The 21,477-nt window shown below is 66.0% G+C and carries 20 protein-coding genes; 10 read left to right on the top strand and 10 right to left on the bottom strand.

Going from position 1 to position 21,477, the window contains the following annotated elements; all coding sequences use genetic code 11:
• Positions 1-2,190 carry a transketolase gene (tkt, locus tag NNX37_RS09035; protein WP_255792099.1) on the bottom strand — a complete coding sequence of 730 codons (2,190 nt, stop codon included), beginning with the start codon at positions 2,188-2,190 and terminating at the stop codon, positions 1-3.
• Between the two features lie 480 nt (positions 2,191-2,670).
• Here tkt and NNX37_RS09030 point away from each other — a divergent pair, with 480 nt between their 5' ends.
• Positions 2,671-3,567 (top strand): heme o synthase, encoded by an 897-nt coding sequence (locus tag NNX37_RS09030; protein WP_255792824.1) that lies wholly within the window; start codon positions 2,671-2,673, stop codon positions 3,565-3,567.
• A gap of 657 nt (positions 3,568-4,224) precedes the next feature.
• On the opposite strand, the gene NNX37_RS09025 is transcribed toward NNX37_RS09030, so the two are convergent.
• Genes NNX37_RS09025 through NNX37_RS09015 form a run of 3 tightly spaced genes read right to left on the bottom strand, consistent with a single transcriptional unit; the run spans position 4,225 to position 6,952 of the window.
• Positions 4,225-5,238, bottom strand: coding sequence for a COX15/CtaA family protein (locus NNX37_RS09025; protein WP_255792097.1), 1,014 nt, complete (start codon positions 5,236-5,238; stop codon positions 4,225-4,227).
• A 5-nt stretch (positions 5,239-5,243) separates the two neighbouring features.
• On the bottom strand, positions 5,244-5,987 hold the full coding sequence (locus NNX37_RS09020) for an ABC transporter permease (RefSeq protein ID WP_255792095.1): 744 nt from the start codon (positions 5,985-5,987) through the stop codon (positions 5,244-5,246).
• Entirely contained in the window at positions 5,984-6,952 is a 969-nt protein-coding gene (locus NNX37_RS09015; RefSeq protein WP_255792094.1) for an ABC transporter ATP-binding protein, read from the bottom strand. The genes NNX37_RS09020 and NNX37_RS09015 overlap by 4 nt, the downstream gene beginning before the upstream one ends.
• 112 nt (positions 6,953-7,064) lie before the next feature.
• On the opposite strand from NNX37_RS09015, the gene NNX37_RS09010 reads away from it, so the two are divergent.
• The 8 genes from NNX37_RS09010 to NNX37_RS08975 all read left to right on the top strand — a co-directional run bounded on the left by NNX37_RS09010 (position 7,065) and on the right by NNX37_RS08975 (position 15,330).
• Positions 7,065-7,856 carry a helix-turn-helix transcriptional regulator gene (locus NNX37_RS09010; RefSeq protein ID WP_407079939.1) on the top strand — a complete coding sequence of 264 codons (792 nt, stop codon included), beginning with the start codon at positions 7,065-7,067 and terminating at the stop codon, positions 7,854-7,856.
• A complete protein-coding gene (gene sufB / locus NNX37_RS09005; RefSeq protein WP_255792092.1) occupies positions 7,856-9,331 on the top strand; it encodes a Fe-S cluster assembly protein SufB in 1,476 nt (491 codons plus the stop codon). The genes NNX37_RS09010 and sufB overlap by 1 nt, the downstream gene beginning before the upstream one ends.
• Positions 9,331-10,665, top strand: coding sequence for a Fe-S cluster assembly protein SufD (gene sufD, locus NNX37_RS09000; RefSeq protein WP_255792091.1), 1,335 nt, complete (start codon positions 9,331-9,333; stop codon positions 10,663-10,665). The genes sufB and sufD overlap by 1 nt, the downstream gene beginning before the upstream one ends.
• 108 nt (positions 10,666-10,773) lie before the next feature.
• Positions 10,774-11,547 (top strand): Fe-S cluster assembly ATPase SufC, encoded by a 774-nt coding sequence (sufC, locus tag NNX37_RS08995; protein ID WP_255792090.1) that lies wholly within the window; start codon positions 10,774-10,776, stop codon positions 11,545-11,547.
• A gap of 23 nt (positions 11,548-11,570) precedes the next feature.
• Positions 11,571-11,900, top strand: coding sequence for a metal-sulfur cluster assembly factor (locus tag NNX37_RS08990; RefSeq protein WP_229948292.1), 330 nt, complete (start codon positions 11,571-11,573; stop codon positions 11,898-11,900).
• A gap of 91 nt (positions 11,901-11,991) precedes the next feature.
• Positions 11,992-12,390, top strand: a complete 399-nt coding sequence (locus tag NNX37_RS08985) for a nuclear transport factor 2 family protein (RefSeq protein WP_255792088.1) — start codon at positions 11,992-11,994, stop codon at positions 12,388-12,390.
• A gap of 69 nt (positions 12,391-12,459) precedes the next feature.
• Positions 12,460-13,050 carry an RNA 2'-phosphotransferase gene (locus NNX37_RS08980; protein WP_255792087.1) on the top strand — a complete coding sequence of 197 codons (591 nt, stop codon included), beginning with the start codon at positions 12,460-12,462 and terminating at the stop codon, positions 13,048-13,050.
• 462 nt (positions 13,051-13,512) lie between these two features.
• Positions 13,513-15,330, top strand: coding sequence for a DUF222 domain-containing protein (locus NNX37_RS08975; RefSeq protein ID WP_255792085.1), 1,818 nt, complete (start codon positions 13,513-13,515; stop codon positions 15,328-15,330).
• Positions 15,331-15,496: 166 nt separating this feature from the next.
• On the opposite strand, the gene ypfJ is transcribed toward NNX37_RS08975, so the two are convergent.
• The 4 genes from ypfJ to NNX37_RS08955 are packed head-to-tail and all read right to left on the bottom strand — an operon-like array spanning position 15,497 to position 18,431.
• On the bottom strand, positions 15,497-16,399 hold the full coding sequence (gene ypfJ / locus NNX37_RS08970; RefSeq protein WP_255792084.1) for a KPN_02809 family neutral zinc metallopeptidase: 903 nt from the start codon (positions 16,397-16,399) through the stop codon (positions 15,497-15,499).
• Between the two features lie 9 nt (positions 16,400-16,408).
• On the bottom strand, positions 16,409-17,065 hold the full coding sequence (locus tag NNX37_RS08965) for an energy-coupling factor transporter transmembrane component T (protein ID WP_255792082.1): 657 nt from the start codon (positions 17,063-17,065) through the stop codon (positions 16,409-16,411).
• Entirely contained in the window at positions 17,062-17,772 is a 711-nt protein-coding gene (locus NNX37_RS08960) for an energy-coupling factor ABC transporter ATP-binding protein (protein WP_255792081.1), read from the bottom strand. Before NNX37_RS08960 ends, NNX37_RS08965 begins: the two co-directional genes overlap by 4 nt.
• Complete coding sequence (locus tag NNX37_RS08955) at positions 17,772-18,431, bottom strand: biotin transporter BioY (protein ID WP_255792080.1); 660 nt, start codon at positions 18,429-18,431, stop codon at positions 17,772-17,774. The genes NNX37_RS08960 and NNX37_RS08955 overlap by 1 nt, the downstream gene beginning before the upstream one ends.
• A 254-nt stretch (positions 18,432-18,685) precedes the next feature.
• Here NNX37_RS08955 and NNX37_RS08950 point away from each other — a divergent pair, with 254 nt between their 5' ends.
• Positions 18,686-20,284, top strand: a complete 1,599-nt coding sequence (locus NNX37_RS08950; protein ID WP_255792079.1) for an ABC-F family ATP-binding cassette domain-containing protein — start codon at positions 18,686-18,688, stop codon at positions 20,282-20,284.
• 74 nt (positions 20,285-20,358) lie between these two features.
• Here the strand turns inward: NNX37_RS08950 and NNX37_RS08945 are convergent, their stop codons facing one another.
• Positions 20,359-21,228: an SURF1 family cytochrome oxidase biogenesis protein gene (locus NNX37_RS08945; RefSeq protein WP_255792078.1), complete on the bottom strand. Its 870-nt coding sequence runs from the start codon at positions 21,226-21,228 to the stop codon at positions 20,359-20,361.
• Complete coding sequence (locus NNX37_RS08940; RefSeq protein WP_255792077.1) at positions 21,229-21,477, bottom strand: hypothetical protein; 249 nt, start codon at positions 21,475-21,477, stop codon at positions 21,229-21,231.

Below are 21,477 nucleotides of genomic sequence, written 5' to 3'. Positions count from 1 at the left end.
TTACTGCTGGTCGCCGGTCTCGGTGGACTGTGCTCCGGAGGATGCGCCGGTGGTGCCGTCGGGCGCGGATCCGCCGCCGCCAACAGCAGCGAGGGAATCCCGGGCTGCCTGGGCCACGGCGTCGGCGGTGATGCCGAATTCGCGGAACAGTGTCTTGTAGTCCGCGGATGCGCCGAAGTGCTCCAGCGAGACGCTGCGGCCGGCGTCGCCGACAATTTCGCGCCAGCCGAGGGCAATACCCGCTTCGACGGAAACCCGGGCGCGGATGTCCTTCGGCAGGACGGACTCGCGGTATTCCTTGTCCTGCTTGTTGAACCACTCGATGCTCGGCATCGACACCACGCGGGCGGCTACACCCTCGGCGGCGAGTGCTTCGCGGGCCTCAACAGCCAGCTGGACCTCGGAACCGGTGCCGACCAGGATGACGTCGGGCGTGACGACGCTGCCGTCACGGACAGCTTCGGCCAGCACATAGCCGCCGCGGGCAGCACCGTCGGCGGAGCCGAATTCGGTGGCCGTGGCAGCACCTTCGCCGCGTGCGTAGGTGGGGATGTTCTGGCGGGTCAACACAATGCCGGCCGGGTTCTCGGTGTTCTCCAGGATGGTCCGCCAGGCAACGGCCACCTCGTTCGCGTCGCCGGGGCGGACGACATCGAGTCCCGGGATCGCGCGCAGGGAGGCGAGCTGCTCCACCGGCTGGTGGGTGGGTCCGTCTTCGCCGAGGCCGATGGAATCGTGGGTCCAGACGTAGATGGCCGGCACGCCCATCAGGGCACCGAGGCGGATGGCCGGACGCTGGTAGTCGCTGAAGATCAGGAACGTACCGGAGAAGGCGCGGGTGTTGCTGTGCATGGTGATGCCGTTGACGATCGACGCCGCTGCGTGTTCGCGGATGCCGAAGTGCAGCACACGGCCGTACGGGTTGCCGGACCAGGCGTTGGTCTGCTTCCCGGCGGGAATGAAGGAGGGGGAGCCCTCAATCGTGGTGTTGTTGGACTCGGCAAGGTCGGCGGAGCCGCCCCACAGTTCCGGCAGGGCCGGGCCGATGGCGGAGAGGACCTTGCCGGAGGCGGCACGGGTGGACATGTCCTTGCCGGCTTCAAAGACGGGCAGCGACGCTTCCCAGCCCTCGGGCAGCTCGCCCTTTTCGAGGCGGGCCAGCAGGGCGGAGCCTTCGGCGTTGGCCTCTTCCCAGGCCTTGAAGCCTTCGCTCCACTGCTTGTGGGTCTCGGCGCCGCGGGTCACTGCCTGGCGGGCGTGCTCGAGGACCGCGGGGTCGACGTCGAACGTCTTGGCCGGGTCGAAGCCCAGCGTTTCCTTCAGTGCCGCTACTTCGTCGGTGCCCAGGGCGGAGCCGTGGATCTTGCCGGTGTTCTGCTTGTTCGGTGCAGGCCAGCCGATGATGGTGCGCAGGGAAATGATGGAGGGCCGGTTCGTTTCGGCCTTGGCTGCCATCAGGGCGTTGTAGAGCTCGTTGACGTCTTCGACGTACTCGCCCGTCTTGGTCCAGTCCACCCGCTGGGTGTGCCAGCCGTAGGCTTCGTAGCGCTTGAGCACGTCTTCGGTGAAGGCGATGTCGGTGTCGTCTTCGATGGAGATGTGGTTCTCGTCGTAGATCACCACGAGGTTGCCCAGTTCCTGGTGACCGGCCAGCGAGGAGGCCTCGGCGGTGACGCCTTCCTGCAGGTCGCCGTCGGACGCGATGACCCAGATGGTGTGGTCGAACGGGCTGGTGCCCTCGGCGGCGTCGGCGTCCAGCAGGCCGCGCAGGCGGCGCTGGGCGAAGGCGAAGCCAACAGAGGAGGCGAGGCCCTGGCCGAGCGGGCCGGTGGTGATTTCGACGCCGTCGGTGTGGCGGTACTCCGGGTGGCCCGGGGTCTTGGAGCCCCAGGTGCGCAGGGACTTCAGGTCTTCGAGCTCCAGGCCGTAGCCGGAGAGGAAGAGCTCGATGTAGAGGGTCAGGGAGGTGTGCCCGGGGGAGAGGACGAAGCGGTCGCGTCCGATCCAGTGCGGATCGGACGGGTCGTGGCGCATGACCTTCTGGAACAGAAGGTACGCGGCCGGGGCCAGGCTCATGGCCGTGCCGGGGTGGCCGTTGCCGACCTTCTCCACGGCGTCGGCGGCGAGGACGCGGACGGTGTCCACTGCCTTGCGGTCCGTTTCGGTCCAGATCAGTTCTTGCTCTTCCATATGTGGCACGTTTACCGGGCCCCTCTCTCTGCAGATAACCGGCACCGTACAGCACCGGACATGCCCGGAAGCCCCCGTGAACGGGGTGCGTCCGGTTCCTTTACCACTACAACCAAAGGCAGACGCAAATCGATACCGCGTTCACGGCATAACTTGTTCCGCGTTCCGCAGCCAATGCCGCGGATACTGCTTAATACTTCTTGCTGCTTTTACCGTTCCACGCCCGAAATCGGCCGCAGGAAAGGTCCGTTCCAACCTTATCGTCTAAGGCTGCTTCCTGCCTGCCCCGGCCGCGTCAGGCCGGGCATCGTGGCGGGAAGTTTGGAAGCCTGTCAGCTGTGCGGGCGGATGCGTCTTCGGTGCTTCGATTTCTACAGCCGATAGAGGTTATGATGAGGACGGACTTTTTCGTTCCAGATTGGATAAAGTGATCGCTTCGTGACTACCCAGCATGCCGAGTCTCCGGTCTACACGGGGAAGATGACGGCGGGCCGCAAAGCCCGGGCTTACGTGGCGCTCACCAAACCGCGCGTCATCGAACTCCTGCTCGTGACTACCCTGCCCACCATGATCTTCGCCGAGCGGGGCCTGCCGTCCCTGGGCCTGATCCTGGCCACCATGGTCGGCGGCGCACTGGCTGCCGGCAGCGCCGGCGCCTTCAACTGCTATATCGACCGCGATATGGACAAGCTGATGAAGCGGACAAAGAACCGTCCGCTGGTCACCGGCGAGGTCTCGCCGCGGGAGGCCATGGTCTTCGCGTGGGTACTGGGCATTGTCGCCATTGCCCTGCTGTGGTTCGGCGCCAACCCGCTCACGGGCCTGCTCGGCGTCGGTGCCATTTTCCTGTACGTGGTGTTCTACACCCTGATCCTCAAGCGCCGCACCACCCAGAACATTGTCTGGGGCGGCGCTGCCGGCTGCATGCCCGTGCTTATTGCGTGGGCTGCGGTCACCAACAAGGTGGAATGGCCGGCCTTCATCCTGTTCATGATCATCTTCCTGTGGACGCCGCCGCACTACTGGCCGCTGTCCATGAAGTACGGCGAGGACTACCGCAACGCCAGCGTGCCGATGCTCGGCGCTGTGGCCGGTGCGAAGCTGGTCTCCGTCCAGGTGGTCCTGTACGCCTACGCCACGGTGGCCTGCTCGCTGCTGCTGGTTCCCGTGGGCGGTGCCGGCTGGGTCTATACCATTGCCGCACTGCTGTCCGGCGGCTGGTTCATCGCCGAGGCGCACAGGCTGCACTCCCGGGCGCAGCGTGAAGAGCTCAATGACAAGTCGGCTATGAAGGTCTTCCACCTCTCCATCAGCTACCTCACGATCCTCTTCCTGGCCCTGGCCGTGGATCCGTTCGTGGGCAGCGCCCTGGTCTAGCTTTCCGCTTTACGGCGGCCGGATCCCCTCGGGGGTCCGGCCGTTGTTGTTTCCGGGCTTGCGCCTCTGGCCGGGTGTCTGGGGCGACGCGCGCTCCGGGCGTTCCGGGCGTTCCGGGCGTTCCGGAACGGCGGCAACGAAACTCCCGGCTCGCAGAGCTCGCGGGGAGTATTAAAGCCGCCTAACCCGGAACGTCCTGCACGTCTGTTGCAGCAGCACGTCCCTCATCGGGCTGTACCTCCGGTCATCTACTGAGCAGATAACGGGCTTGGACACCGGATAACCGCGTTATCCGCTCAGTAGACGGGCGGCAGCCGGGCATGGTGTGGCTTCGGGCGAGGGCCAGCCCCCCCTGCGTACACAGCATCCCAGGCAATGTGGCAGATGTTGCCGGTGGGGTCCCACCCGGAACAGCAGTACCAAAGTGTGGGACCCTGTGCGGGAGGCAGCCCCCTGGGCACACAGCATCCCAAGCTATGGGACTCCTGTTGCCGGTGGGGTCACGCCCGCCACGGGAGCACCAGGGCGTGGGACCCTGTGCAGGCACGCCCCCCCCCCCCTGCGCCAGGAGACCCAGGAGCAGGGTCCCAGCCCCGGACACAAAAGAAGGGCCGGACCCCGCGGGGGAGTCCGGCCCTTTCGTCGGGAACCGCAGGTCTACTTCCGACCCGTCCGTTCGCGCCGGCCAAACCGAACCTTCCGGGCAGCCTGTGCCTGCGCCAGTGCCACGGCAGCACCGCCGGGAACCTGCTTGTTGAAACCGATATACACGGCCTGCGCAGCGGCAGCCGTCAGCAGGCAGGCACCGAGCATGTGCAGCGCCACCAGGGCGATCGGCAGGTGCAGGAAGTGCTGCGCGTACCCGATGGCCGCCTGGGCCAGCACGACGACGGCCAGCACGGACACGGCCTTGCGCACCCGGGCGTCCGCGCCCCGCCGGTAGACCAGGTACAGGGCCACGGCCAGGGCAAAGACCAGCAGGTACACGGGCACCACGTGGATGCGGGTGACCAGGTCCGGGTTCAGGCCGTTGCGGGCGGCACCGTGGTCGCCGGCGTGCGGGCCGGAACCGGTCACGACAACGCCCAGCACCACGGTCAGCGCGGACAGGACACCGATGGCGCCCAGCACGGGGCGGAGGCTCTTGTCCGCCAGCGGCGCATGGCGTGCCTGGAGATCCAATGCTGACAGCCGGGACCGGTTGACCATCACCACGGCCGCGCTGATCATCACCGTCGAGGCAAGGAAGTGCAGGCCCACCACCCACGGGTTCAGGTCGGTCAGGACGGTAATTCCACCGATCACGGCCTGGGCGGGAACGCCGGCCAGCAGGGCGATGGACAGCCACCACAGATCGCGGCGCTCGGCCCGGATCCGCCAGACGGAGAACACCGTGGCGAAGGCAATGGCCGTGAGCACAAACGTGAGGAGCCGGTTGCCGAACTCGATGATGCCGTGCAGGCCCATTTCCGGCGTCGTCACCAAGGAGTCCGCGGTGCACAACGGCCATTCGGGGCAGCCGAGGCCGGAAGCCGTCAGACGGACCGCGCCGCCGGTCACTACAATCACGATGTTGGCCACCAGCGAAGCCAAGGCAAGGTTGCGGATCAGGGGTCCGGCAGCGGGGCTGTTCGATTGCCGGGCGGGGACCCCGGCCGAGGTCTGTGACACGGTTGCTAACTCCATTTGAACCAGCGGACAGCACCGAGGCCGCCCAGTATTGTCCACGCCAGAAGGATCAGCGTGGCGGAAATATTGAACTGCGAGTCGATCAGGGCCGAGCGCAGGGCGTCGCCCAGGGCCGCTGAGGGCAGGACTTCGATGAAGGGCTGCAGCACTCCGGGCAGGTTGCCTACCGGGATGATGATACCGCCGGCGGCCGCCAGGAGGATCCAGAGCAGGTTGGTGATGGCCAGTGTGGCCTCAGGCCGTACCGTGCCGGCGACGAGCAGGCCCAAAGCCGTGAACGCCACCGCACCCAGGACCAGCTGCACCGCAGCCGGGAGTAGCCCGCTCAGTTCAGGCTCCCAGCCGAACAGCAGGGCGACCACCGAGACCAGCACCACCTGGATGGCCAGGACGGCCAGGACGGCCAGGACCTTTCCGGCAATCAGTCCGGTCCGGCCCAGCGGGGTGGTGGAGAGGTAGCGGAGCACACCGTAGCGGCGGTCGAAACCGGTCGCGATGCCCTGGCCGGTGAAGGCGGTGGACATGGCGCAGAGCGCGAAGATCCCAGGGGCGGCCATGTTGATCCGGGGAGTTCCGTAGCCGTCCAGCAGGGGAGTGACCACCAGGGCCACCATGGCAAGCAGCGGCAGGACCACGGCGAGGATCAGCTGTTCGCCGTTGCGCAGCATGGTGAGGGCTTCGTAACGGCCCTGGTTCAGGATGCGTGCCGGCAGCGACGCGGGAGCGCTCATCGGATAGCCCTTCCGGAAAGATCAAGGAAAACGTCCTCGAGGGTACGGGAAGCCATGTGCACGGAGGACGGCAGGATGCCGTGCTCCGCCCACCAGGCGGCCAGCGCGGCCAGGTCCTGCGGAGTCAGGGACCCGCGGACGGAATAGTGGCCGGGCGCAGCTTCGGAAACCTCCAGGTGGCGCAGCGGGCCGGAGGCGAGGCCGACGACGTCGAGCCCGGGGCCGGCGTCGAACGTCAGGAGGCGCTGTTCGGCCGGGGAGCCGGTGGCGGAGGTCAGCTCGGCGACCGTTCCGGAAGCCACGGTCTTGCCGGCGTCGATGATGTAGACGTAGTCCGCGAGTTTCTGCGCGTCGTCCATCAGGTGGGTCGTGAGGATGATGCCGAGGCCCTCGGCCCGCAGCTCCTCGATCAGCTCGAAGACGATCTGCCGCGACTGCGGATCCAGGCCGGCGCTGGGCTCGTCCAGGAAAAGCACTTCCGGGCGGCCGATCAGCGCGGCGGCCATCGCCAGGCGCTGCTTCTGCCCGCCGGAGAGGCGCCGGATGCCGGTGTTGGCAAAGCTGCCGATGCCCAGGCGCTCCACGAGCTCAGCCACGGGCCGCGGGGACTCATACATCCGGGCAACGTGTTCGAGGAGGGCAACGGGACGGGCCGACGGCGGGAGGCCGCCTTCCTGCAGCATAACGCCCACGCGGCTGCGCAGGTGGGCGTCGGCGCGGTAGGGGTCCTGCCCGAGCAGGCGGATTTCCCCGCCGTCAATGGACTGGAGGCCCTGGGCGCATTCAAGAGTGGTGGTTTTACCGGCGCCGTTGGCGCCGAGCAGGGCAGTAACGGAGCCGCGGCGGGCTGTGAAGTCGACGCCGGCGAGCACACGGATCATTTTGCCGTCGAGACCAGCAACCGGGCCGCAGTCCTTGATTAGACCTTTAATGGTCAGGCAGGGTTCATCGGTAGGCACCTGCATATTCTACGTTAGGTAGTACAGGCCGCCCGCACGGACAACCGCCCCCGCCACTGCGGCAATAGCAAGCCTTGCCTTAGTGGAATCAGGGAACAGATTAGGACATGCTTGTGTTGTGTATTCTGTGAGCAACTCTGAACCCAAGGCAGCAGCCGTACCCGGTGCTGCCCGCGAAGCGGAGGAGCGCACCCGGGACAAGGTTCTGGGTGCGGTTCTGGAACACGGCCCTGTCAGCGCAGCCGAGCTGGGCGAACGGCTGGGCTTCACGCCTGCCGCCGTGCGCCGCCATCTGGATGCGCTGTCCGGGAAGGGCCTGATCCAGGTCAAGCTCGTCCGCAATTCCTCCTCCGGGGCCGGAAGGCCCGCCAGGCGCTATGTGCTGAGCCCGCAGGGCCAGGCGCACCTGGGCAACGACTACCTCGATATCGCCACGGAGGCGCTGCGCCAGCTCGGTGCCGCGCTCGGCCCGCAGGCGATTGAGGCTTTCGCCGCGGAGCGCTTCGGCCGCATGGAGGAACGCTACCGTCCCGTGGTCGAAGCCGCAGGGTCCGACGTCGGCGACCGCGCCCAGGCGCTGGCCGCGGAACTGACCAAGGACGGCTTTGTGGCGTCAACCACCATGATCGGCGCCGCCGCGAGGAAGAGCACGTTGCTCAGTGTCCAGCTGTGCCAGGCACACTGCCCCATCCAGGGACTCGCCACGGCCTACCCCGTCTTCTGTGACAAGGAGACCGAAGTTTTTGCCCGCCTCCTCGACGTGGACGTCCGCCGACTGTCCACGCTCTCCCGGGGCGGTCACGTTTGTACGACCCACATCCCAGTGGGTCGGACCCGATCCGCGCCGCAGGTTCCACTGCGCGTCGAGACCAACCAGTCCACATCCATTCATCAGCAAGAAAGGCCGTGATGACGGATCAAGTAACCCAGAAGCCAACGGCACCTTCATTGGTGCCGGAGTCTGTGATTTCAGACATCCTGGAAAAGAACCCCGAGCTCGAGGGCATCGGTACATACGAGTACGGATGGGCCGACTCGGACGTTGCCGGTGCAACCGCACGCCGCGGCCTGAGTGAGGAAGTCGTCCGCGACATTTCGGCTAAGAAGAGCGAGCCGCAGTGGATGCTGGACCTTCGCCTGAAGGGCCTGAAGTACTTCGAACGCAAGCCCATGCCGACCTGGGGCGCAGACCTCTCCGGCATCGACTTCGACAACATCAAGTACTTTGTGCGCTCCACGGAGAAGCAGGCCAACACCTGGGAAGACCTTCCCGAGGACATCCGCAACACGTACGAGAAGCTCGGTATCCCCGAAGCTGAGCGCGGCCGCCTGGTTTCCGGCGTAGCAGCGCAGTACGAGTCCGAGGTTGTGTACCACCAGCTCCGCGAGGACCTGGAACGCCAGGGCGTTATCTTCCTGGACACGGACACGGCGCTGAAGGAACACCCGGAAATGTTCCAGGAGTACTTCGGCACCGTCATCCCCGTCGGTGACAACAAGTTCGGCTCGCTGAACACTGCCGTGTGGTCCGGCGGTTCCTTCGTCTACGTCCCCAAGGGCGTTCACGTGGAGATCCCGCTGCAGGCCTACTTCCGTATCAACACGGAGAACATGGGCCAGTTCGAGCGCACCCTGATCATTGCGGACGAGGATTCCTACGTCCACTACATCGAGGGCTGCACCGCACCGATCTATACGTCGGACTCGCTGCACAGCGCCGTCGTCGAAATCATCGTGAAGAAGGGCGCCCGCGTCCGCTACACGACCATCCAGAACTGGTCCAACAACGTGTACAACCTGGTGACCAAGCGCGCCATTGCACACGAGGGCGCCACCATGGAATGGATCGACGGCAACATCGGCTCCAAGGTCACCATGAAGTACCCGGCTGTCTACCTGGTCGGCGAGCACGCCAAGGGTGAGACCCTGTCCATCGCCTTCGCCGGCGAAGGCCAGCACCAGGACACCGGATCCAAGATGGTCCACATTGCCCCGAACACCAAGAGCTCCATCATCTCCAAGTCCGTGGCCCGCGGCGGCGGCCGTGCCGCTTACCGCGGCCTGGTCCAGGTCCGCGAAGGCGCCACGCACTCGGCCAACACCGTGCGCTGCGACGCCCTGCTGGTGGATACCATCTCCCGCTCGGACACGTACCCGTACGTGGACATCCGCGAAGATGACGTCACCATGGGCCACGAAGCCACTGTTTCCCGCGTCAGCGAGGAGCAGCTGTTCTACCTCATGTCCCGCGGCCTTCCCGAGGACGAGGCAATGGCAATGATCGTGCGCGGCTTCATTGAGCCGATCGCACGTGAACTGCCGATGGAATACGCCCTTGAACTCAACCGCCTCATCGAACTCCAGATGGAAGGAGCCGTCGGTTAATGTCGAAGCTTAACGACGTCGTCGAAACCGTGACCGAAAAGGTCAGCAATGTAGTGGAGGAGGTCAAGGCGAAGGTAGGTTCCCCAAAGGAAACCAACCGTGTACGCATTGACGGCTTCACCGAGGAGGGCGAAAACCTCTCCCCGCTGAACGAGGATTCCTCACCGCTGGGCGGCGACAGCAGCAAGTCCCACAGCCACGGTGGCGGAGAGGGCATTCCGGACAGCTCACGCGCCGGGCGCACCACCTCCTTCCACCGTGCTGACTTCGGCAAAATGACCGGCCGTGAAGAAGACTGGCGGTTCACCCCGCTCAAGCGCCTGCGCGGACTGCACACCGCGGACCTCGACGGAACGGCTCCCGAGCTGGCCGTCGTCGCCCCCGACGGCGTGCGGGTCGAAAGCATTGCCCGTACGGATGCGCGCATCGGTTCGGCCGGCATCCCCGAAGACCGGGTTGCCGCCGCCGCATGGGAGGACTTCCGTGAAGCAACCTCCGTGACCATCCCCGCCGAAACCGTCATTGACGGCAGCGTAACGCTGACCATCAACGGTGTCAGCAAGGATCCGGCCGCCCAGCACATCGTCATCACCGCGGAGAAGTTCTCCAAGGGCGTGGTGGTCCTGGACCACAAGGGTTCGGCAGTGCTGTCCCAGAACGTGGAAATCGTTGTGGGCGACGGCGCGGAACTGACCGTTGTCTCCGTCCAGGACTGGGACGACGACGCCGTGCACGCCTCCGCGCAGTACGCGAAGATCGGCCGTGACGCTAAGTTCAAGCACGTCGTCGTCAGCCTCGGCGGCGACCTGGTGCGCGTCACCCCGTCCTCCAAGTTCACCGCCACCGGCGGCGACGTGGAAATGTTCGGCCTGTACTACGCAGACGCCGGACAGCACCTGGAACAGCGCCTCTTCGTGGACCACGCAGTGGCCAACTGCAAGTCCCGCGTGATGTACAAGGGCGCCCTTCAGGGCCGCGACGCGCACACCGTGTGGGTTGGCGACGTCCTGATCCGCAAGGAAGCAGAAGGCACCGACACGTACGAAGTCAACCGCAACCTGCTGCTGACTGAGGGCGGCCGCGCCGACTCCGTACCGAACCTGGAGATCGAGACCGGACTGATCGAGGGTGCCGGCCACGCCAGCGCCACCGGCCGGTTCGACGACGAGCACCTGTTCTACCTGATGGCACGCGGTATCCCCGAGGACACTGCCCGCCGCCTGGTGGTCCGTGGCTTCCTCACCGAGATCATCCAGCAGATCAAGGTCCCTGCCCTGGAAGAGCGTCTCACCGACGCCGTCGAGCGCGAGCTCGAAGCCTCCGGAGCCTACTGAGACTCTGAGTCCGGGTGCCGGAAAACTCCGGCACCCGGACTTTGGTCGCCTTCCATCCCCAAAAGCTTAGTAACGCACCCGCGGGTGCAAAGGAGAAAGCCAACTCGCATGTCTACTCTTGAGATCAAGGATCTTCACGTCAGCATTGAGACCGAACAGGGCCGCAAGCCGATCCTGAAGGGTGTCAGCCTGACCATCAACACCGGTGAAACGCACGCCATCATGGGCCCGAACGGCTCCGGCAAGTCCACCCTGGCCTCCACCATCGCCGGCCACCCGCGCTACAGCGTGGACAGCGGTACCATCACTCTCGACGGCGAAGATGTCCTCGCGATGAGCGTTGACGAGCGTGCCCGCGCCGGTCTCTTCCTGGCCATGCAGTACCCGGTAGAGGTTCCCGGCGTCACCATGACCAACTTCCTGCGCACCGCCAAGACCGCGCTCGACGGCGAGGCCCCCTCGCTGCGCCACTGGACCAAGGACGTCAAGGCAGCCATGGCCGAGCTGCGCATCGACGCCGACTTTGCCCAGCGCAACGTCAACGAAGGCTTCTCCGGCGGCGAGAAGAAGCGCGTGGAGATCCTGCAGATGGAACTCTTCCACCCGAAGATCGCCATCCTCGACGAGACCGACTCCGGCCTCGACGTCGACGCCCTGAAGATCGTCTCCGAAGGCGTTAACCGCGAGCACTCCAAGGGTGGCATGGGTACGCTGCTCATCACGCACTACACGCGTATCCTTCGTTACATCAAGCCCGACTATGTACACGTCTTCGTTGACGGCCACATCGCCGAGCAGGGCGGCCCGGAACTGGCCGACCGCCTCGAAGAAGAAGGCTACGACCGCTTCACCGGCGCCAACGCTGCCGCAGCCGGCGCGTAGTAAAGACAGCTGAAGGAGCAAAAATGAGCGACTCCGAACTGGCCACCACGTCCCTTGAGGACGTCGAAGAGGCACTGAAGGACGTCATCGACCCCGAACTCGGGGTGAACGTCGTTGACCTCGGGCTGCTCTACGGACTGAAGTACGCCGAAGACGGTGCACTTCTGATCGACATGACACTGACGACGGCGGCCTGCCCGCTGACCGACGTGCTCGAAGAGCAGACTGCCCAGGCCCTGGACGGCGTCGTCGATGAGTGGCGACTGAACTGGGTATGGATGCCGCCGTGGGGACCTGACAAGATCACCGACGACGGCCGCGACCAGATGCGGGCCCTCGGCTTCAACATCTAAAGGTTTCCGCTGCCTGCAGCGGAACCACCACCAGAAAGGGCCGCTTCCCGATACGGGGAGCGGCCCTTTTGCGCGTGCTAGCGTGTCCGCCATGGGGAACAGCACGCATTTTCATGACCAGTATTTGGCGGCCTGGAACGAAGCCATGGCGTCCGGGGACAGCACTCCGATCGAAACCTTCCTGTCGCCGGACTATCACGGGTGGCTGGGGTCCGAAGCCGCCGCCACTGAGCCGTTTGACGCGGCGACGGCACGGGAAGGGTTTGGCGGCACGGTTTCCGCGCTGCGGGGGAGTACCGTGCATGCGGACTTCCGGACCGTCACGCCCCGCGGCCGGGACGAAGCAGTGGTGTTCTACGAAATGACGTACCGTTCGGGCGGCGACGTGACCGGGCGGGCCCTGCTGATGGAATCCTGGCGGCTTGATGACGGGCGCTGGCTGCTCTGCCGCGACTTTACGGAAGTAAACGTCGGGCAGCCGGGGGCCTAGGGTGCAGGGGCACTCTTTGCCGGGCCAGGTCTTCCCGGACCGGCGCGAGTTCGACTGAAGTTGAGGAAAGTGGCATCAGTACCGAAAGGCGGCACCCAGATGGGCCGTGGTCCCAGCCGTACCGAAATAAGCCGTGTGCTGTCCCATGCGCTCCGTCATGCTCCGGAGGAGTATGCCCTTGAGCTGGATCCCGAAGGATGGGCCCCGGTGGGTGACGTGCTCGCCGCTCTGCACCGGTTGGGTCCGGAGTGGGAATCCGTGGACGAGCAGGTGCTTCACGAGGTGCTTGACGCGGCGGAGAAGAAGCGGCACCAGATCAGCAGCGGACGCATCCGCGCAGTGCATGGCCATTCCGTGGCGGTCAAGCCGACAGGGGAGCCGGGTTCGCCGCCGGCGGTGCTTTTCCACGGCACTGCCCGTGCTGCCGTTCCCACAATCCGTGCATCCGGACTCCTGCCCATGAAGCGGCAGTCCGTCCACCTTGCGGAAACCGTTGACCAGGCCCGTCAGGTCGGCAGGCGCAAGGACTCCGATCCCGTGATCCTTACGGTGGATACGGACATCGCGGCTGCACAGGGAGTACGTTTCTACCGATCGGCGTCGGGCGTTTGGCTGTCCGATGCCATTCCTGCTTCTGCCGTGGGGCTGCTGGAGGCCTGAGCTGAGGGCCGCCGGGTGAAAGCCAGGGATGAGCTGGTCTCCGGGATGCCGGTTGGGCGACCCGGATCGGCGGGCGCTGGCTGGGCGAACCCGGCGACCGTTTGCGGAGTGGTTTCCAGGAACCACTGTGAGGCGTCGGGGCCGACGAGGCATGGGCGGACCTACGGGGCGGGCCGGTGTTCGCTTGGCGGGCCGGTGTTCGCTTGGCGGGCCGGGGTTCGCTTGGCGGGCCGGGGTTCGCTTGGCGGGCCGGTGTTCGCTTGGCGGGCCGGCGTCGTCCCCGCGGCAACTGCTGCCTGGCGTCCGAATGGGTCCCCGCCAGTGATCATTGGCGAGCCAATCGGTGGCTGTTTCGGGACTAGGTAGTGGCCTTAGAAAGACAGGTATTTAAGGTTTTGCGAGGGGGCGTTTTGGGGCTGTTTTTGGCCCGGAAATGTCAGTGCCGGGTGAAATCCTGAGGGTATGGATCAGCTCGGGAACACCGAACGGACAACCGAAGAACCAGGCAGTGAAGACCAGCAGCCAACCGGGCAGACTGGTGAAGCAGATACGCCGCGTGCGGCCTGCTCTTTGTCGGTGTACCGGGCGGAACTGACTGCCGAACCCGTCGGGAATGCTGACTCTGACGCGGGTACCGAAACTTCTGCTGCCACTCCCGAGAACGATGGCGAGGCTGGCACCCAGCCAGCCGAGAAATCCGGACCTGATGCCGGGTCTGGCGCCGCGGCCCCATCCGTTTCCCAACCAGCCAATCCCGGAGCTCCCACCGCCCCCGATTCCGGAGACGATTGTTCAGCCCACGATTCCGGAGGTCCCGCAGTTTCCGATTCCGAAGCCCGGAGTCCTGCCGAAGGATATCCGGACGGCTTCACCGGAACACTGGCCCTGCAGAACCTCGAAGCCTTCGACGCGCAGACCGTCGGGGAAGCCCTGTCCCGGATGGCGCATCTGAAGTCCTGGGTGCAGGCACAGGAGGCGCGGCTGATGAACCGGATGCAGGAGGCTGTCCGCGACGATTTCCATGCCGCGTCCGGACGGCTCGAACCGGCAATGGCGTTCAGCCTCGCGGCGTCCGAATGCGCGGTCATCCTGAACGTCCCGCAGGTCACCGCGCAGCGGCTGATGTTCGAAGCGGGCCTGCTGTGCGGACCCCATGCCGCCACCTTGGCCGGGCTGGAAGAAGGACAGCTTAGTTACCAGCATGCGCAGGTGGTGCTGGAGCAGTGCGAGACCGTTCCCGCCGGGAAACTGCCCGAGTTTGAAGCAGACCTGCTGAAAGCCGCAGAAGGGAAGACCCGGGCCCAGTTCTCAGCCAAGGCCAGACGCTTGCGAGAAACGACATTCCCCGACACCGTCAGCAAACGGCATCTGACCGCGTTCGAGCAGCGCAAAGTCACCCTGGACCGGGAAGAGGACGGCATGTCCTGCCTCTCCGCGTACCTGCGGGCCGAGGAAGCCCAGCAGATCTACACGACACTCAGCACGGCGGCCCGGGGTGAGCAGGCGGCCGGGGATTCCCGGTCCACGGATCAGCTGCGTGCGGACATCCTCGCGCAGCTGCTGATGGGCGGTCTTGACCTGACGAGTGCCGGTTCCGGTGCCGGTGCCGGTGCCGGCAGCATTGACGTCCCTGAGGGGAACGAGGGGGCCGGTGGTGACGGCCGTGTTCGCGGTCCGGGAGGCGATATCGAGAGTGTGACGGGCGGGGGCCGCGGGACCGGCTGCGATGACGGCAGTATCGTCCCGCGGGCCGAGATCATGGTCCTCATCAACGCCGAAACACTCTTCGGCGCCGACGATAAGCCCGCCGAACTCCACGGCTACGGCCCCATCAGTGCAGAAGCAGCCCGCAGGCTCGCCCGGGACGCCGCCGGCTGGACCGGACTCGCCCAGAACCCAAAGACAGGGGAGATTCTAGGGGTAGGGCGGCGACGAAAAGTTCCGGCCGGGCTTCGCCGCTGGCTCCGGGCAAGGGACGGAACCTGCCGGTTTCCCGGCTGCCGGGTTAGTACCGAGAACGCGGACATCGACCACACCACAGACTGGGCGAAAGGCGGACCCACGGATCACGGAAACCTGGAACACCTCTGCCGCAGGCACCACCGGTTCAAGACACTCGGCTACTGGACAGCCTGCCAACCGACCCCCGGAGTGATCGAGTGGACCTCACCGACCGGACGCATCTACCGGACCGACCCCTTCCTGGAACTGGGCCGGCCGCAAGCTGGACCACCGGACACAGCAGCGGAACATCGGCAATTGGCAACAGCGCCCTTCTAATCCGGACCGGTATAGGAGCGAGCATCCAACGGACGGACCCTTCGGGGACAGGGTCCGGTTCGGTCCACGCCCGCCGGTTCCGTGGTCCGCTTCGGACCACGGGCCTGCCTCGGTCCTGGGTTCTGGGGTTTGCTCCCAATTCCGCAGGCCAGGCAAGGCCCAGACCCTAAGGGTTAGACAGGTCCGATGCGCTGAAGGTATCGCACGTTTCCAGGCTGCCGCCGTCGTTGTAGCCCGCCAGGAACCAGGCCTGGCGCTGGGCGCTGGAGCCGTGGGTCCAGCTTTCCGGGTTGACCTGGCCGGTGGCCGAAGCCTGGATCCGGTCATCGCCGATGGCAGACGCCGCAGAGAGGGCATCGCTGATGTCCGTTTCGGTGAACGGTGCCAGGAACGGCACGTCCGAGCCGGGAGCGGGCTGGTCCGCCGCATGCCGCGCCCACAGGCCGGCATAGCAGTCGGCCTGCAGTTCGGTCCGCACCGACGCGGACTCCGCACCCTGGGGGTCCGCATTCCGGCCCGCACTGGAGCCGGTGATCTGCTGGATATGGTGCCCGAACTCATGCGCAACAACGTATTCCTGCGCCAGCGGACCGCCGGAGGAACCGTAGTTCGTGACCAGGTCCGAGAAGAACGCAGTGTCGTAGTAGGTCTGCTCGTCCGCAGGGCAGTAGAACGGACCGACAGCACTGGTGGCAGAACCGCAGCCGGTGCTAGTTCGGTCCGTAAAGAGAACCACCCCGGGCTCGGTATAGGTCAGCCCGTAGCCGTCCAGATACGGTGCCCAGAAGCTGTCGAGGCTTTCGGCAGTACCAAGGATGCGGCAGTCCAGCCGTTCGTTGGCATCTTCACCGTTCAGGCAGGTGTCGATGCTTTCCGACTGCGCCTGGCCGGCAGCGACACCGGATCCGTCGCTCAGGCCCAGCCCGTCAATCACGTCCGATCCGAAGAACAGGGACAGGATCAGCAGCAGTCCACCGCCCAGTCCGCCGCCTACGGCGATGCCTTTGCCCTTGCCGCGCCGGTCACTGACACGGGAGGAATCCAGACGCGCGTTGTTATTGAAACTCATGCCCTCAGGTTATCGGTTGCCTTTGGCAACCTCCGCGTCGGAGGACCTTTCGCCGATGCCCCGCGCCGCCAGTGCGTCACCGGTCTGCCGGGCATAGGCAACAGCCCGGATGACCACCGGAACGGTGAGTGCACGGGGATTACGTTCCAGCCCCCGTGCCATGGCCGATTCCCGGACATCCCGCGCCGAGCCGAGCAGGAACGGAATGCTGCGCAGCATCAACGCCAGGGTCAGCCCGAACCGTTCCGGGTCTGCGCCCAGCGGCCGCAGCGGACGCGCCAGGGACACCAGTCCCTCCAGGAGGTCCTGCAGGGGAGTAGTCAGTGTCAGAAGCCGGGCCGCCGTCACGCAGACCACAATATTGCCGGTCACCATCACCGCAGCCTCTGCACCGGAAGCCCACCACTGGAACGCTCCCAACAGCGCGAGGATCGGCCACATCGAACGCAGCGGCTGCCAGGACGTCCGCAGCAGGCGTGCAACCGTGTACCCGGCAACCACCAGGACCACGGCAACCGCAAGCACCACAGGGGAGCGCAGCACCAGCACGGCCACGGACAGAACCACCAGGGCAGCCGCCTTCAGCCCCAGCGGCGCCGTATGCACCGGAGAGGTGCCCGGCCGGTACGCCCCGAGCAGATCCGCAGACCGCGCTGAACGCTTCATCCCACCCCCAGCGCCAGCGCGCGGTAAGCGGCTATGCCCTCGCGCGGACCGCCGTCGAACACCACCGCACCGCCGTCCATCACCAGCACCCGGTCCGCATCGGCCGCGAAATCAAGGTCATGGGTGGTGTAGATGACCTGCTGGGGAAGCGAAGCGAAGATCCGCCGCAGCCGTGCCGTGTTCCGCAGGTCCAGCAGGGTACTGGGCTCATCCGCCACCAGCACAGCAGGCTCCACTGCCAGCACGGAGGCCAGCGCCATCAGCTGCCGTTCACCGCCGGAGAGGTCGTAGATGCTCCGGTCCGCCAGCTCCAGCATCCCGAGGGCATCCAGCCGGGCTTCGGCCTCGGCACGGCGCTGACCCCGGTGCCGGATGGATGCGCGCAGGGACAGTTCGACGTCGTCCCGCCCCGTGGGCATCACCAGCTGCGAGAGCGGATCGGTGAAGACAAACCCGACGCGCCGCCGCACGGCCGCCCCGTGCCTGGCAGTATCCAGGCCGTCCACGCTGACCGTGCCGGTGTCCGGCAGCACCAGTCCGTTCAGCAGTTTCAGCAGCGTTGACTTGCCTGAGCCGTTGGCGCCGACGACGGCGGTGCGCGCAGTATTCAGCTCCAGCGACAGCGGATGCAGAATCGGCTCACCGGACGCAGTGCCGCCGTCGTCGGCGGGCAGCACACCGGCGTCCTGCAGGAGGATCGAGGGCATCAGCGGCTCCGGCGCTCCGGAGCGGCCATCGACGGGAAGGCCTTGAAGACGCTGACCGCCACGACGGCCGCAAGCACGTTCTTGATGACGTCCCCGGGCCAGAAGGCCATGTCCGCTGCCAGTGCTGCGGGGAAGGACAGATGGGCGTTGAGCATCAGCCCCGCAATCCCCGCGGGATGAACAACGAGGAAGCTCGTGGCCAGTGCCGCGGCGAAGAGCAGGGCGGGGCGGGCCCGGCGCGTCCGCCGCAGCACTAGACCGGCCAGCAGTCCGACGACGGCGGCGGCCACGGGGAAGGACAGCAGGTAGCCGGCGGACGGGCCGGCCAGGACGCCCAGGCCTCCGCTGAAGCCGCTGAACACCGGCAGTCCGGCCAGACCGGCAAGCAGGAAAAGGCCGACGGCGGCCGCGCCCCGCGCCGGTCCCAGGAGCATGCCGGTGAGCATGACCGCCAGTGTTTGCAGGGTGATCGGCACGCCGGCTCCCAGCGGCACCCCTGGGAGAAGGGAGAAAACCGCGGTAAGGGCAGCAAAAACGGCAATCAGTGACAGGTCCGCCGATGTCCACCGGTGGCTTCGGGGGCGCGGCCGGGTGCCGGAAGAACCCTGGCTGCCGGTGCCGGGGACAGACTGCGGCGCATCGGCTGAAGTGTTGTTCATCGCTGCACTTTTCCTTATAGGGGAAGAAAAACGGACCGCATAACGTTTTGAACAGTAGCTGCGCCGGTGGCGGATTCCATTGGAGGTTTTCTACAAATGGGGTCCTGCGGCTAGACTGGGAAGGCTGTTCCGGCCAACCAGGCCTATATGACCGGTCAATGTGACCCTTCCCGCCTCGGTGGATTCCCACCGTTTCGAGGCCCGCGCACCGCGCAGCGTATCCGCAAGACAAAAACCTTCGAAAGGTCCACTGAGTGATTTCCGTATCTGGTCTTGAGCTGCGCGCAGGCGCACGCCTTCTCTTGGAAGCGGTTTCGTTCCGTGTGGACAAGGGAGACAAGATCGGGCTGGTGGGCCGTAACGGCGCCGGCAAGACCACCCTCACCAAAGTCCTCGCGGGCGAGGCCCTCCCCGCCGCCGGCACAGTCAAGCGCGTCGGCGAGATCGGCTACCTTCCCCAGGATCCCCGCACGCCGGACATGGATCAGCTTGGCCGTGACCGCATCCTCTCCGCCCGCGGCCTGGACAAGGTTTCCGCGCAGCTGAAAAAGTGCCAGGACGAAATGGCCAGCGACGATCCGAAGATCTCGCAGAAGGCCATGAACCGCTATGACCGGCTGGAGTCGGAGTTCCTCTCCGCCGGCGGTTACGCGGCAGAGTCCGAGGCAGCCTCGATCTGCGCCAACCTGGCCCTGCCGGACCGGCTGCTGAACCAGCCCCTGAAGACCCTCTCCGGCGGCCAGCGCCGCCGCGTGGAACTGGCCCGCATCCTGTATTCCGATGCCGAGACCATGCTCCTCGATGAGCCCACCAACCACCTCGACGCCGATTCCATCGCCTGGCTGCGGGAATTCCTGAAGAACCACACCGGCGGCCTGATCGTGATCAGTCACGATACCGAACTGCTTGAAGCCACCGTCAACAAGGTCTTCAGCCTGGACGCGAACCGCGCCACCATCGATATCTACAACATGGACTGGAAGCGCTACAAGGTCCAGCGCGAGACTGACGAGCGTGCCCGTAAGCGTGAGCGTGCCAACACCGAAAAGAAGGCCGGCATCCTCCTGGCCCAGGCCAACAAGATGAAGGCCCGCGCCTCCGGTGCCTCCGCGGCGCAGAGCATGCTCAAGCGCGTGGACCGCCTGATGGGCGGCCTGGACGCCGTCCGCGCCAATGACCGCGTGGCAGCCCTGCGCTTCCCGGATCCGGCTCCGTGCGGCAAGACCCCCATGACTGCCGAAGGCCTCAGCAAGAGCTACGGCTCCCTGGAGATCTTCACCGACGTGGACCTGGCCATCGACCGCGGGTCGAAGGTGGTCATCCTGGGCCTCAACGGTGCCGGCAAGACCACCCTGCTGCGGATGCTGGCGGGCGTAGACACCCCTGACACCGGCAGGGTCATCCCCGGACACGGGCTCAAGGTCGGCTACTACGCCCAGGAGCACGAAACCCTGGACACGGAACGGACCGTGCTGGAGAACATGCGGTCCGCCGCCCCGGACATGGACGATGCCGAGGTCCGCAGCGTGCTGGGTTCCTTCATGTTCAGCGGCGACGACGTCAGCAAGAAGGCCGGAGTCCTGTCCGGCGGCGAGAAGACGCGTCTGGCCCTGGCCACCATCGTTGCGTCCTCCGCCAACGTCCTGCTCCTGGATGAGCCCACCAACAACCTGGACCCCGCTTCCCGTGCGGAGATCCTGGGCGCCCTCAGCAACTACACCGGAGCCGTGGTGATGGTCAGCCACGATGAGGGGGCCGTTGCCGCACTGAACCCGGAACGCGTAGTCCTCCTGCCCGACGGCGACGAGGACCACTGGAACGAGAACTACCTTGACCTGGTGACCCTGGCCTAGCCGGACCCTGCACAGACACTAACGGCCCTGCTCCGATTTGGAGCAGGGCCGTTAGTGTCTGGCGGGGCGTGTGCCTAGTAGCCCTGGGCGTCCAGGATGGCGTCCTCTTCCTCTTCGCCCGTCGGGCCGCGCTTCTTACGCGGCGGACGACGCCGGGACGGAGCCGGGTGGGCGGCGATGATGTCGTCCTCGTCGTCGTCGTCGTCGACGCCGTCGTAGTAGCGGTTCAGTGCTTCCTGCCGCGCGGCATAGCCCAGGCCGATGAACATCATCAGCGCAAAGCCGTACCACTGCAGCCCGTAGGAGAGGTGCAGCCCCTCATCCACCTCCGGCCGCGGTGCGCCTTCAGGTGCGACGGCGGCACCCGGATCCTCGCTCGCCATCAGCCCGTAGGAGCCCTGGTGCAGCGGATAGTCCAGCTGCTCCGCGAAGGCGCCCAGATCGATCGAGGGAAGCTGGCCTTCAGGGGCGGAGCGGGTGAGGGTGGGTTCGGCGGCCTTGATCCGGGCCACCACGCTCACCCGTCCCTCGGGGGCGGCAGGGATGCTGTCCGGCCTGCCGGCCTCGTCGTCGCCGATCGGCAGCCAGCCGCGGTTGACCGCCACGCTGGTGCCGTCATCAAGCTTCAGCGGCACCAGGACCTCATAGCCGGGCCGGCCCTTCAGGGGACGGTTGCGGATGATGCGCTGCTCGGAGGAGTCGTACGTCCCTTCAAGCTTCACGGGCAGCCATTCGGCTGCTTCGTCATACGTATCGAAGTATTTGCCGGCCTCCTCGTACGGCACGGGCTCGGCGTCGTAATTGGACTCAATGAGGGCACTGTCGGCCAGAGAGGCGTCGCGGCGGTCCATCTGCCACCTGCCCAGGCCGATGCAGGCAGCCGCCAGGACGCAGACGAGCACAAACCAGCCGAACCAGCGGGCCGAAAAGAGGAAACGGTACATCTACTCCGTCCCGCCTTCACCCAGCGGGAGGGTTTCCTTCCAGAGGCCGCGCGTTCGCAGGTAATCCTCCAGCCAGTCCCGGTGTTCGTCGCAGGACAGCCAGGTCTTGCGGCGCTCCGGCGTGTGGATCCGGGGGTTGTTCCACAGCAGCCGCCAGGCGGCGTCGAGCCGGCAGGCTTTCCGGGAGCACACCGGTGTGCCGGCGCCTGTGTCGGCAGAGTTGCCGGAAAGAGAATCGAGGAGGTTCAT

This window comes from Arthrobacter zhaoxinii (assembly GCF_024385505.1).
GTDB lineage: Bacteria > Actinomycetota > Actinomycetes > Actinomycetales > Micrococcaceae > Arthrobacter_B > Arthrobacter_B zhaoxinii.
Note: the sequence above shows the minus strand (reverse complement) of the source record. Positions and strands in the feature narration are given on the sequence as shown.

Coding starts and splice junctions, on each gene's coding strand:
- tkt (WP_255792099.1), bottom strand. CDS start 2,190: ATGGAAGAGCAAGAACTGATCTGGACCGAAACGGACCGCAAGGCAGTG.
- NNX37_RS09030 (WP_255792824.1), top strand. CDS start 2,671: ATGACGGCGGGCCGCAAAGCCCGGGCTTACGTGGCGCTCACCAAACCG.
- NNX37_RS09020 (WP_255792095.1), bottom strand. CDS start 5,987: ATGAGCGCTCCCGCGTCGCTGCCGGCACGCATCCTGAACCAGGGCCGT.
- NNX37_RS09015 (WP_255792094.1), bottom strand. CDS start 6,952: ATGCAGGTGCCTACCGATGAACCCTGCCTGACCATTAAAGGTCTAATC.
- sufB (WP_255792092.1), top strand. CDS start 7,856: ATGACGGATCAAGTAACCCAGAAGCCAACGGCACCTTCATTGGTGCCG.
- sufD (WP_255792091.1), top strand. CDS start 9,331: ATGTCGAAGCTTAACGACGTCGTCGAAACCGTGACCGAAAAGGTCAGC.
- sufC (WP_255792090.1), top strand. CDS start 10,774: ATGTCTACTCTTGAGATCAAGGATCTTCACGTCAGCATTGAGACCGAA.
- NNX37_RS08990 (WP_229948292.1), top strand. CDS start 11,571: ATGAGCGACTCCGAACTGGCCACCACGTCCCTTGAGGACGTCGAAGAG.
- NNX37_RS08985 (WP_255792088.1), top strand. CDS start 11,992: ATGGGGAACAGCACGCATTTTCATGACCAGTATTTGGCGGCCTGGAAC.
- NNX37_RS08975 (WP_255792085.1), top strand. CDS start 13,513: ATGGATCAGCTCGGGAACACCGAACGGACAACCGAAGAACCAGGCAGT.
- ypfJ (WP_255792084.1), bottom strand. CDS start 16,399: ATGAGTTTCAATAACAACGCGCGTCTGGATTCCTCCCGTGTCAGTGAC.
- NNX37_RS08965 (WP_255792082.1), bottom strand. CDS start 17,065: ATGAAGCGTTCAGCGCGGTCTGCGGATCTGCTCGGGGCGTACCGGCCG.
- NNX37_RS08960 (WP_255792081.1), bottom strand. CDS start 17,772: ATGCCCTCGATCCTCCTGCAGGACGCCGGTGTGCTGCCCGCCGACGAC.
- NNX37_RS08955 (WP_255792080.1), bottom strand. CDS start 18,431: ATGAACAACACTTCAGCCGATGCGCCGCAGTCTGTCCCCGGCACCGGC.
- NNX37_RS08945 (WP_255792078.1), bottom strand. CDS start 21,228: ATGTACCGTTTCCTCTTTTCGGCCCGCTGGTTCGGCTGGTTTGTGCTC.
- NNX37_RS08940 (WP_255792077.1), bottom strand. CDS start 21,477: ATGAACCTCCTCGATTCTCTTTCCGGCAACTCTGCCGACACAGGCGCC.